The sequence below is a fragment of the Haladaptatus sp. AB643 genome, assembly GCF_024136975.1.
GTDB lineage: Archaea > Halobacteriota > Halobacteria > Halobacteriales > Haladaptataceae > Haladaptatus.
This window is the reverse complement of the sequence record NZ_JAMYJW010000013.1, coordinates 98407-110278: the sequence shown is the minus strand read 5'-3', so window position 1 is coordinate 110278 and position 11872 is coordinate 98407. Positions and strand designations below refer to the sequence as shown.

Annotated in this window: 10 protein-coding genes; 1 reads left to right on the top strand and 9 read right to left on the bottom strand. The window is 62.6% G+C overall.

Annotation, left to right across the window (positions count from 1 at the left end; genetic code table 11):
- Positions 1-62 precede the first annotated feature (62 nt).
- From NKF25_RS20875 to NKF25_RS20835, 9 genes are all read right to left on the bottom strand, one after another.
- Positions 63-686 carry an archaellin/type IV pilin N-terminal domain-containing protein gene (locus tag NKF25_RS20875; protein WP_253228569.1) on the bottom strand — a complete coding sequence of 208 codons (624 nt, stop codon included), beginning with the start codon at positions 684-686 and terminating at the stop codon, positions 63-65.
- A gap of 236 nt (positions 687-922) precedes the next feature.
- On the bottom strand, positions 923-2746 hold the full coding sequence (locus tag NKF25_RS20870; protein ID WP_253228568.1) for an IucA/IucC family siderophore biosynthesis protein: 1824 nt from the start codon (positions 2744-2746) through the stop codon (positions 923-925).
- 2 nt (positions 2747-2748) lie between these two features.
- Positions 2749-4155 carry a lysine N(6)-hydroxylase/L-ornithine N(5)-oxygenase family protein gene (locus tag NKF25_RS20865; protein ID WP_253228567.1) on the bottom strand — a complete coding sequence of 469 codons (1407 nt, stop codon included), beginning with the start codon at positions 4153-4155 and terminating at the stop codon, positions 2749-2751.
- The gene (locus NKF25_RS20860; RefSeq protein WP_253228566.1) at positions 4152-4745 is read right to left on the bottom strand and encodes a GNAT family N-acetyltransferase; all 594 of its coding nucleotides are present in this window, start codon (positions 4743-4745) and stop codon (positions 4152-4154) included. Before NKF25_RS20860 ends, NKF25_RS20865 begins: the two co-directional genes overlap by 4 nt.
- The gene (locus tag NKF25_RS20855; protein ID WP_253228565.1) at positions 4742-6547 is read right to left on the bottom strand and encodes an IucA/IucC family protein; all 1806 of its coding nucleotides are present in this window, start codon (positions 6545-6547) and stop codon (positions 4742-4744) included. Before NKF25_RS20855 ends, NKF25_RS20860 begins: the two co-directional genes overlap by 4 nt.
- Positions 6544-8055 (bottom strand): aspartate aminotransferase family protein, encoded by a 1512-nt coding sequence (locus tag NKF25_RS20850; RefSeq protein ID WP_253228564.1) that lies wholly within the window; start codon positions 8053-8055, stop codon positions 6544-6546. The genes NKF25_RS20855 and NKF25_RS20850 overlap by 4 nt, the downstream gene beginning before the upstream one ends.
- Complete coding sequence (locus NKF25_RS20845) at positions 8052-9416, bottom strand: diaminobutyrate--2-oxoglutarate transaminase (protein ID WP_342766345.1); 1365 nt, start codon at positions 9414-9416, stop codon at positions 8052-8054. The genes NKF25_RS20850 and NKF25_RS20845 overlap by 4 nt, the downstream gene beginning before the upstream one ends.
- 221 nt (positions 9417-9637) lie before the next feature.
- Complete coding sequence (locus NKF25_RS20840; RefSeq protein ID WP_253228562.1) at positions 9638-10654, bottom strand: universal stress protein; 1017 nt, start codon at positions 10652-10654, stop codon at positions 9638-9640.
- Between the two features lie 124 nt (positions 10655-10778).
- Positions 10779-11207 carry a hypothetical protein gene (locus NKF25_RS20835; protein WP_253228561.1) on the bottom strand — a complete coding sequence of 143 codons (429 nt, stop codon included), beginning with the start codon at positions 11205-11207 and terminating at the stop codon, positions 10779-10781.
- 161 nt (positions 11208-11368) lie between these two features.
- Here NKF25_RS20835 and NKF25_RS20830 point away from each other — a divergent pair, with 161 nt between their 5' ends.
- Positions 11369-11818, top strand: coding sequence for an ester cyclase (locus NKF25_RS20830; RefSeq protein ID WP_253228560.1), 450 nt, complete (start codon positions 11369-11371; stop codon positions 11816-11818).
- The last annotated feature ends 54 nt before the right edge of the window (positions 11819-11872 follow it).

Below are 11872 nucleotides of genomic sequence, written 5' to 3'. Positions count from 1 at the left end.
GAAACGCCGTCGCTGGCGTGTCGAGTAAACGGAAAAGAAACGTCAGTTCGTCTCGTGGGTCGTTAGACCGTGACCGCTTTCTTCTGCGAGAGCGACTGCGGGATGGAGACCTGATAGACCGTGGTCGCACCGTACTGGGTAGTAATCTTCACCTGTGCGGTCTGACCTTCCGAGAGTCCGTTGCCGTCGTCGCTGAGCAGGTCGGCAGGGACCGTTAGCCGAAGTCGGTCGTCCTGGCTGTTGAGCACGGGACGCGACTCATCGGTGTCCTTGATCGGACTGATAGCGAACTCGTTGCTCGACGGGGCAATGACGACTTTGTTGCCGACCATCGAGGAGTTGTTCCCGACGAGCGTCGTCGCGTTGTCCGGGCCGATCCATTCGATCGTCGCTTGGGAGAGGTTGATGTCGTCCGAACCCGACCCGCGCATGACGGTGAAGTTGACGAGGTCGACATGACCACTGCCGGAGACGTTACCGTACACGCTGACGATATCGACGCGGTTGGAGACCTGTGCGCTGCTGTCCTGTCCTGTCTGTTGAGACTTCGATTGGAGGAAACCCGCCGTGTTGATGAGCACGCCCGCCGCAATCGCGGCGACCAGTACCATCGCGATGAACACGATGAGCGTCCCGATGCCGACCTGTCCGCGGTCGTCGAGTCGCTTTTGAAGTATGTCTTTCATAGTTCTCGTTTGTCCGGTGCCGTATCGGAGAGTACCGGACACGCATGCCTATCATAACAGTAATCTTTTAAAACTTTTCGTTTACTAACAAAATAGATTAGTTTCTGTTATCTTCTAATCGGGCCTTAGAGCGTTTGATAGACCAAAAACAATATAGTAGTGTGTATTTAGTATTTATTCTGTTAGTTCTATTTGGGGGAGGTCAAAAACCGACCGCGATTCGGTCCGGGATCGTGTTATTCGTCCACCACTTCGTGAAGCGGGTTGGGGACCGTCCCGTGTTCCGACGCGTGCGGGCGACCGTCGGCGTCCTCGTAGCCGTAGTCGAGCAACCGATTTCGGTTGAGACAGAGCTTCGTGAACTCGGGTTGGAACAGGTCGAACAGTTCGAATCGCTCCTCGAGTTCGGGGAACTGGGCGTGATACGCCTCGATGGCATCACGCACACCCAACCAGAACTGCTCCTCCGAATAGTCCGAATGTGTCTCCAGCGCGTCGGCGACGTACCGGAAGACGCAGACGAACAGTCCGGAGAAGATGAACTGACACAGTCCCTCCGGTGGTTCGGTTCGCAGGACATTCGAGAGGTCCTCCGGAAGCGACTGGAGTTCCGGCAAGGGTTGGTCGCTGACGTTCACGTCGTCCACGAAGTCCTTCACGGCGAGTCGATGTGGGCGACCCTCCTTCAGCACCAGCATCGTGTTCTGGCCGTGCGGTGAGAACACCGTTCCGTACCGGTAGAGGTAGTGAAGCAGCGGCGGCAACACCGTCGAGAACAGTTCATCCAGCCACTCCTCCATCGACAGGCCGGACTTCTCGACGAGCGATTCGAGGTACGGCGTTCCGCCCTCGACCTGCATCAACGCCGACAGCGTGATGGCCTGTTCGTCGTCGTTGAGGAAGGAATAGATGCTCTCGCGCCACACGCAACCGAGCAGTTCGTCGTACTGGTAGGCGGAGCCATCGAGCCGTGAGAAATCGGGATGGTCGTAGTTCAGCCCCGCTATCTCGCCGGGAAGGATCAGATCACATTCCTCGCGGAGGTACTCGTCGTCCTCGTAGATTTCCTTGACGTACTCCGTCACTATCGGCGCGACCTCGGTTCGTTCGCCCGGCAGTCCGCGGTAGACGAGCGTGTTGAGGAGTCTGAGCGGCAGTTTGACGTGATGGCGCTCCAGTTCGTCGGTGTTCACGAACGTTCGGATCGACTGCTGGGGTAGGTACTCGTCCGGACCGTCACCCAGCGGGACGATGGCGTTCGATGCGATTTCGTCCGCGAACAGTTGGACGATGCTGTCCTCCCACTGCCACTCGTGGACCGGCAGGAAGTAGTAGTCGTCCGGGTCGAGACCCTTGGACTCCAGTTTCGAGCGGAATTTCCCGTAGCGCTCGCCGAGTTCGTCCCGAACCAGCGACTCGTGGTCGAGGTCGGTCACGGCGCTGAAGGTGGCCCGCGAGCGGGATACCGCCAGCCACGAGAGCGTCACGGGTTGTTTCCGCTCAGGTGCGTAGTCGAGGTAGTCCTCGTAGCCGAAGCCGAGTCGCCCTTTGTTGTAGGTTATCCACGGATGCCCCGTCATCTCCCCTTCGAGTTCCGCGTAGTCGAGCGACGTGAGGTCCCGTTCACCGTCGCGGGTTCCCTCCTCGATGTGGGCGTCCGCGAGCATCGTGTTGCGGTACTCCCGGACCAGGTGTCCGGCGGTCATGTCCGAGACGCCGATGGTCCTCTGTGCGTCGAGCAGGAACTCGACCGGATCCGTCGCCGGTTCCCAATCGCCGGATTCCCGGCGCTCGATGGAATCGGGATGGACGCTCGACCAGTCGAACAGCCGTTCGTCGGCCTCGAACCGATATTCGATGCCGTCCGATAATCCGAGATGGAGATACCCGTCCTCGGTTTTTCGGGGTGAGATGAGGTCCTCGTAGCTGAACTCGGCCAGCATCTTCGCCAGCAGTCGGCGGCCTACGCTCTCCCAAATTTCGGGGGAGAGTGCGTCCTCAAGTTGTTCGTACTCGATCCCGTTCGTCTCGTCCGCGTCGTGAATTGGTGTCTGTTGCATGGTCAATCCTCCCGTGTGGTCGTTGTCCGCTCGTCGGAGGCTCGTTCGTCGTCCGAGCGTTCGCCGTCGCTCAACCGATCACCGTCGCTCAATCGTTCGCTGTCGGGCGATTTTTCACAAAACCGCTCGACGGAGAAGTCCTGAAAGACGGTGTCCTCGTCGGTCGGATACCGTTCCTCGCCGAGGAGCGATTCGATGATGACGGCGTTTCGCTGACAGCACAGCCCGAGGTCGGGTGAGCCGACGCCGTGGCTGTGGAGTCCGGGATTCTGAACGAACAGCCGTCCGGCACCGTCGAACTCGATCTCGTAGTTCTCGGCGACGCGAATTCGACCCTTCGCGTCGCGACCGATTCGGTCCTCGATTCCGGCGAGGAAGGGTGATTGTGGGCGATGATAGCCGGTTCCGAGGACGACCACGTCGCTCCCGTGAGCGAACCGTTCGCCCGTCTGTCGCTGCTCGCAGGTCAGGCGGTAGCCGTCGCTGGCCTCCTCGATGTCCTCCACCTCGGTCATCGCGAGCATTCCCACGTCGGGTTCCGAATCGCCGATGGAGCGTTCGTATAGCAGGTCGTATATCCCCTCGCTCGTCTCGGGGTCGATTCCCTTGTACAGCAGGTCCTGTTCGGGCAGGATCGAGTCCTTTCGCTCCTGTGGGAGGTCGTAGAAGTACTCGGTGTACTCGGGCGTGAAGTACTGAAGCCCGAGTTTCGAGTACTCCATCGGGAAGAAGCCGTCCGAACGCGTGAACCAGTCGAGGCGGTAGCCCGCCTCTGGTTGGCGTTTCAGCAGGTCGAGGAACACCTCGGCGGCGCTCTGGCCCGACCCGACGACCGTGATGGCTTCGGCGTCGAGACAGCGCTCCCTCCGGTCCAGGTAACTCGCGGTGTGGAACACGTCCGACTCCGGATGTCCCTGCAACGCCTCCGGAACGTGCGGAACGCTGCCGACGCCGACCACGACGTCGTCGGCCTCGCATTCGACCGTTTCGCCGCTTTCCGGGTTGCGCGCGGTGACGTGGAACACCTCGTCGGCCTCGTCGTAGCGAACGTCCGTTACGTGGCGGCTGAACGCCGTGCTTTCGAGCGTGTCGGCGACCCACTTGCAGTAGTCGTCGTACTCCCGCCGCGGAACCTGAAACGTCTCGTAGAAGTAGAACTCGTAGAGACGGTCCGTCTCCCGAAGGTAGTTCAGGTAGCTGTACTCGCTGGTCGGGTCGGCGAGCGTCACGAGGTCGGCGAGAAACGGCACTTCGAGGGTCGCGTCCTCGATTAGCATGCCGCCGTGCCACTCGAACTCGGGCTTCTGTTCGAAGAACAGCGCGTCGCAGTCTGTGTCGTCCAACAGCGCCGCCAACCCGAGGTTGAACGGGCCGAGGCCGACGCCGACCACGTCGTAGGAATCGGTCATCGGCCCAACACCTCCGACTCGAACCGCTCGCGCTCACAGATCATGAGCAGGGCGTCCTTCTCCTCCAAGGACAACTCGCGTCGGGGTTCGAATCCGCACGCCTCGAAGACGCCGATGACCTTCTCGTTCCGAACGTCCGGTTCCGTCACGACCCGGTCGGTCTCGTCGTGGCGGAACTGGAACGCCGTCATCGCCCGAAGGAGGGGCTTCGCGTAACCGTGGCCCAGGAACTCCGGCACGCCGATGAGCAGGTGGATGCCTTGGTCGGTGGGCCGGGCGTCGTAGTGCTCCGCGAGGTCGTCGTCCGAAGCCCAGTACGATTCCCAGTAGCTCATCGGCACGTGGTCGAGGTGGCCGACGTAGAGCGTCTGGTGGTCGTCGGCCAACTTGTCGGCCAGCTTCCGACGGAATTCGGGAAGCGGGTCGTCCCACTGCCAGTACGGCAGGACGTGCGGTTCGTTCAACCAGCGGTGAAGCCGACCGAGGTCGCTCCCCATCTCGGCCTGTCGGAACGAAATGGTCGCTTCCGCGTCGTCGTCGTGCGTCTGGTAGTCGTAGTTCGACGCCACGAGTCCGGCGGCCCCGGTCATCGCGGTCCCTCCAGTTCCGTCACGAGCGGGTTCGGGACCTCGGAATAGACGGACTGGTTTTCGAGCGTCCCGGTCAGTTCGTCCATGCCGCGGAAACGTGTCAGGAGGTTCGCCTTGCACGGCAGTCGGCGCTCGGTGAGCAGGCTCGTCACCAACGAGGACTCCTCGCGCTCGAACTCCGCGAGCGATTCCAGTTCCTCGCGGAGGATAGCCAGCAGGTCGCGCTCGTCGGCGAGTCCGGCACAGCCGAAGGCGTTGATGACGCCGAACGTGTTGTTCAGCATCACGTAGTACCTGATTCGCTCGTCCGCCAGCGCGTCGGAAACGAGCGTGTCGGCACGCTCGGCGACGCCGGGGAGGTACTCCTCGACATCGCTTTGGGTCGATTCCGCGAAGTAGTAGCCCTGATTGTCACGGTACCGGAACGTGTCCGGATACCCCTCCGCAAGCGTCAGTACGCTGTTCTGCTGGTGGGCCTCCAGCCCGATGCCGTGGGTCAGGTAGAGCCACAGCACCGGACGAACCGAGATTTCGAGGTACCGACGGAACCACTCCTCGCTGACCTCGGCGGTGCTCCGACCCTCCCGCGCCGCGATTTCCAACACGATGTTCCCGAGCCGCGAGTTTCCACCGATCGAATCCTGACAGAGGCCGACGATGGGTGTCGCGCTCTTCGCATCCTCGCCGCGGAACGGGTTCTCGCGGAGGACGACTTCGAACCCGGATTCGGGCTCAGGTCCCGCTTCGACGGTCAGATACGCCGGGTCGCGAACCACGTCGAACCCCGGGAACCGCGAGCGCAGTTCGTCGCCGAGTTCCGTGTCCATCAGTTCGGTGATGGCGACGCCGCGTTCCAGTTCCGGCCGCTTGTTCGTCCGCTCGGAGTTGGTGATGGTGACGGCGAGCGACCCCTTCACCATGAACGACGATTCCGGGCTGTACAGCGTTCGAACCGACGACGTCGGGAAGTACTCCCGACCCACCGCACCGAGATGTTCGAGGGAGCCGTCTTCCACGAGCGACTCCACGAACGGCTTCCGAAGCAGATGCTCGGCCTGCCACGGATGGACCGGAATCAGCGCGTCGTCGTTCTCGACGTGTTCGGACACGAACGATTCGGAAACCGACGAATCCTCGCGGAGTTCCTCCTTCACCCACTCGATTGCCGATTCGCCCCGTGCCGAATCGTGCGCGACGAGTTCGGGGGAGACCCGGAAGTAGTGGAGCGGGAAGGACCCGCGCAGTTCCGGAGCGTACGTCGGCGCGTCGCGGTGTGCGATACCCTCCCGACTCTTCGGCGTCGGGTGCAGGAGGTGACCGAAGACGAGCGACTGTTCCGCATCCGTGAACTCGAAGTCGGTGCCGTACAGTCGCTCCGAGTCGTCGGCGCGCGCGCCGACGAACCGCTCGGTCGCACGTTTGCTCGACAGCACGCGGGAAAGCAGTTCGTCGGCGACGTTGTCGCCCGAGCGTTCCAACGACAGTTCCTTGACGACGAGCGACGCCAGCGTGGCGTAGTCGAGGTCCGTCCAGTCGTCATCATCGCCCGCACGGAACCGCACCGGGAGGTCGAACAGGTGGCGACCGGTCGGGGAGCGGTACGACAGCGGCGCGACGATTTCGACGCCGACGGTCGGCAACTCGAACCGAATCGCCTGCCCGGCGGGTGCGGTCGAATCGACGAGTTCGCCCGCGCCCGTCTCCCGCAGATACGAGTTGAGGAAGGCGTGCGTCGTCGCGGACCCGGCGACCGCCGACGCGTCGGCGGCCGTCCGCTCGTCCACTTCCGATAGATGGCTCATCGGCTCACCTCCGGCGAGACGGCACACAGCGAATCGCCGCGCTTGGAAATCGTGTCGAGCACCTCGGCCACGTCATCGAGCGTCGTCCGTGGGTTGAGGAGCGTGAACTTCAACGCGGGCACACCGTCCACCGTCGTCCGCGCCACGACGGCCGTCCCCTCACGGAGCAACGACTCGCGTATCGCTTCGTTCAGCCAGCCCACCCGTTCGTCCGAGAGGTTCTCGGTCGGCCGATACCGGAAGACGACGGCGTTGAGCGTCGGTTCCGCGAGCAGTTCGAACGCCTCATCGTCCGCGAGCAGGGACGCGACGTCCTCGGCGAGGTCGATGGTGCCGTCGATGAGGGTCGCCAATCCGTCCCGGCCGAGCGCCTGAAACGTCACGAACGGTTTGAGCGCGTCGAACCGCCGCGTCGTCTGGGTGGATTTGGCGACGAGGTTCGGCGCGTTGTCGCCCGCCGGGTTGAGATACGAGGCGTTCCGTGCGATGTGTTCGTACTGCGAGCCATCGCGGAGCAGGAACGCGCCGCAACTGATGGGCTGATAGAACAGTTTGTGGAAATCGACGGAGATGGAGTCGGCCCGCTCGATACCCGCCAGACGCTCGCGATGTCGGTCGCTCGCGGCCAGCGCGCCGCCGTAGGCCGCGTCCACGTGGAACCAGAGGTCGTGTTCCTCGGCCCGTTCCGCGAGTTCGGGGAGCGGGTCGATGCTGCCGAAATCCGTCGTCCCGGCGGTGCCGACGAGCGCGAACGGGATCAGTTCCCGCTCGTGGAGTTGCGCGACCGTCCGGTCGAGTGCGTCCGGGGACATCCGGCGGTCGTCGTCGGTTTCGACGGTCACCACGGCGTTTTCTCCCAGTCCGAGATGGGCGGCGGCCTGTTCGGCGGTGAAGTGGGTCTCCTCTGAGCAGAGGATTCGCATCGCCTTCGCGCGCGGCGGGAGCCCCGAGCGCTGTACGTCCGTACCGAAGCGCTCCTTGGCGAACCACTCGCGGGCCAACAGCAGGCCGAGGAAGTTCGACTGCGTTCCGCCGCTGGTGAACACGCCGTCGCCAGCGTCGGCGTCGTAGCCGAAGAGCGAACACAGTTCCTCGACCATTTGAGTTTCCACCGTCGTCGCCGCCGGACTCTGGTCCCACGAGTCCATCGACTGGTTCGTCGCCGAGAGCATCGCCTCGGCGGCCAAGCTAGGGATCATCGGAGGACAGTGGAGATGGGCGAAGCAGGTCGGGTTCTCGACGCGGACCGAGTTTCCGAGTATCGGCGCGGCGGCCTCGATCGCTCCCTCCATGCCCACTCCCTCCTCGGGAATCATCCGCTCGTCCGCGAATCGGTCACGGAGCGACGCGGGCGACTGACCGGAGTACGGGTCGCCGTCCGACGAGTCGAGCACCGCATCCACCGCTCGGTTCATGGCGGTTCGGTACGCGTCATCGCCCTCGTCGCTGCCGATGAACAGCGATTTCGGGGACGTCCGTTCGTCCCGCTCCCGTTCCATCGGCGTCATGTGGTCTTCACCCCCTGTCGTTCCTGTTCGACCGCCGCACCGACCGCCTCGTGGAACCGTTTCGCGATGGCGTCGACGTCGTCTTTCGTGACGATGAGCGGCGGCAGGAACCGGACGGTACTCCCGTGACGTCCGCCCAGTTCCACGATGAGGCCGCGGTCGAAACACTCCGCACGGATGGCCGACGCGAGGTCGGGTGCGGCGGGGAAACTCCCCAACTCGTCCGGTTCGGACGTCACGTCCACGATTTCGGCTCCGAGCATCAGGCCGCGGCCGCGAACGTCGCCGATGGCGTCGAACGCCTCCCCCGTCCCTTCGAGGTGGTCGCGGAGTCGCTTCCCCATCCGTTCGGCGTGTCCCGCGAGGTCGTTTTCGAGGACGTACTCGATGGTCGCCTCACCGGCGGCCATCGCCAACTGGTCGCCGCGGAACGTTCCGGCGTGTGCGCCGGGTTCCCACACGTCGAGCGACTCGTCGTAGACGACGACTGCGAGCGGGAGTCCGCCGCCGACTGCCTTCGAGAGTGTCACCACGTCCGGGGTGATGTCCGCGTGTTCGAAGGCGAAAGTTTCGCCCGTCCGACCGAGACCCGTCTGGATTTCGTCCACGACGAGCGGAATCTCGCGTTCGCGGGTGATGCGTCGGATTTCGCGCGTCCAGTCGTCGGGTGCGGGAATCGCGCCGCCCTCCCCCTGTACGAGTTCGAGAACCATCGCGGCGGGAGAGACGATGCCGCTCTCGGGGTCGTCCAACAGGCGTTCGACGTATCGGCTCGACGTTCGGTGGCCGTCCTCGCCACCGATGCCGAACGGACAGCGGTAGTCGTACGGATACGGCAGGTGGTGGACGTCCGGCATCGTTCCCGGAACGTCCTCTTTCGCGTCCGTGTCGCCCATCAACCCGAGCGCACCGTGCGTCATTCCGTGGTAGCCGCCCTGGAACCCGAGCACGGAGCGGTTTCCGGTGGCCGTCTTGGCGAGTTTCAGCGCCGCTTCGATGGCGTCGGTTCCGGCCGGGCTACAGAACTGCACGCGGGCGGAGTCCGAGAAGTCGTCGGGGAGGCTCTCGAACAGTCGGTCCACGAAGGCGTCCTTCGTCGGCGTCGTGATGTCGAGCGTGTGAAGCGGTCCGTTCGCGTCCAGGACTTCCTCGATGGCCCCCACGACGGCCGGGTGATTGTGGCCGAGCGCGAGCGTCCCCGCGCCCGCGAGGCAGTCGTAGTAGGTGGTCCCGTCCACGTCCTCGACTTTCACGCCTTCCGCTCGTTCGATGGCGAGCGGGAGATGTCGCGGATAGGTTCGGGCGTTCGACTCGCGACGCGCCTGCTTTTCGAGCAGTCGCTCGCTTTCGGGGCGGGTCATCGGACCCTCCCCGTCGAATCGAGTCGCAAAGCCGTCGCTCTCCGTTTCCTTTGGGGCTTGCATCGTTGCATACAGTTTTTAGGCCGACCTAATCCACCGTAAAAGCTCCGATTTTTAGGCTGTCCTAAAACATTGCTGTGCGACAATGTTCGGGAATACTGATGTAATATTTATCAAATCCACTGCGGTTATTTCGTCGAAATGAAAACGTGTTCGACGGATCAGTCTTCGCCGCGTTTCGCCATTAACACCGTACTTTTCGCACCGAGACGCACGCGTTCGGGGAGCGACCCGGAAATGAACTGTTGGAGGAGCGTTTCGCGCGTCGCGCCGAGGATGGTCACGTCGTAGTTGTTCGAGCGATGGATGATCTCTTCCGGTGCGTGTTCCGTCTTGACGATACTCGAACTCGCCTCGGGGACGTCACCGAGTCGGGTTTCGACGTCCTCGATGAGTCGTCTCGCCGCCTCCATCTCCTCCTCGGTGGCGTCCGTCGACACGCAGTGAACGATATCGATTCGAGCGCCCGCGGCCGTCGCCAGTGCATGTGCGAGGTCGACCGCCAAATCGGAGTGAACGCTATCGGCGACGGCCAGCAGTAGTCGGTGTGCCTGTTCGGCCGAGGAACCCAACTCCTCGACGTACGGTTCCAGTCCGAACCGTTCGACGTACACGTCACAGGTCGCGGTTTCGAGGAACCGCTCGATCGTGTCGCCGCGAAGCAACCGCTGTCGCTGTGAGGTCTGCTTTCGCGTCCCGAGAAACACCGCGTCGTACTCTCCCTCATCGACCAGTTGGTGCAACGTCCTCGCCTCCTTGTGCGCGAGACAGACGCTCCCCTGCATCGAATCTCGAAACCCGTTATCCTCGGCCCAATTCAAAAGCCGTATTACGTCATCACGTGCTTTCTTCCGTTCCTCCTCGATCGTGGAGTCCCGTGCGACGGTATCGAGCGGTGTCTGTGCAGGGAAGAGCAGGATGTTGACCAGATGCACCACGCCGTCCCGGGAACGGGCCAGCGACGACGCGGCCCCGAGCAGTCGCTTGATGTCGTACTCCTGTTCGTCGTCCGTCTGGGTGTCCAGAATCGGCACGAGGATTCGGTCCCCGTCGTGGACGTCCTCGTCCTCCTCCATGACGAACTCGATTTCGATGCTCTCCTCCGTCGTTCCGCCATCCGTGACGAGACTGTCGGCCGTTTCGAGCGGGTCGTGCTCCGCCGTTGGGTCGAAAATCATGAATGGCATACACCGGGCAGACATATCAATGCACCAGCGCCGTCAGAACGGTTTTCGAGTTGAATTTTCTCGTCAGTCGGTGAACGGTCCGAAGGGGCTGATTCGATCGCTGGCCGTCCCGTTCTCACCTCCCTTTTTCACGGACGACGACGCCTACGTCAGCGCGTGCGCTCTTGAAATCGCCATCAGTGGCGATACGGCCGAGCATGTCCTGATAGCGCGTCAGCGTGAGGACGTACTCGTTGGGCATGGCGTCGGGTTTCTCTTCCGGAGGACCGTAGTCGGGCATCGGTAGCAACGTTCCGTCGTCGAGGGCCAGAACGTCCAACTGGTCGAACGCGGCACCGTCGTGATACAGACGGTATTTCGCACGTCGAAGCGTGTCGGCGGCGGTCCATTCCTCCCACGGGGCGGACGTGGGCGTCCAGTCTCCGATCCGTTCCATGGTGATGTCCCGGTTCGGATACACGAACGAGTCCGGCGCATCGTCGGTTCGCCAGTCGTCCGGGTTCGAGTCGAGCACCGCTTGCTTGTAATCGGCGTTGCTCGCCATGACACATAGTTGCACACCGATCGCTAAATAAGTGTTTGCCAGTCGACTATCGTATTCAACTCGACAGCCGATGGATGCTATTCTGCACCCGGTTTCAGTTGGAGATGACTCCCAGACAACAATTTGTACCCCGACGGCGTAACGGTGTCTGGGGGGATAGTATGGAACACGTAGACGAAAACAAAGAAATAGTCAATCGACTGATCAACGAATTCGTGAACGAGGGGGACGAAGCGGTCGCAGACGAACTGCTCGCGCCGGATTACGTCCGATACGACCCCGACGCACCGTCGGGTGCACAGGGTCCCGAGGAGTTCAAAGAGATGATCCAAATGTTCGGGGAGGCGTTCCCGGACGCCGAAGTCGCCATCGAGGAGATGATCGGCGAAGGCGATTTGGTCGTCTTCCGTGGCACCGAGACCGGCACCCACGAAGGCGAGTTCATGGGTCACGAGCCGACGGGCCAGACGTTCGAGATCAGTGGTCTCGCCATGCATCGCGTCGAGGACGGGGAAATCACGCAGACGTGGGCCAACTGGGACATGCTCGGCATGATGCAGCAACTCGGCGTCGTTCCGATGCCGGACGACCTGATCGAGATGACCGAATAGCCGTTCGACTTCCATTTTTCCGGCCGACGGCGAAACCAACCGGTAGCTTCCTGT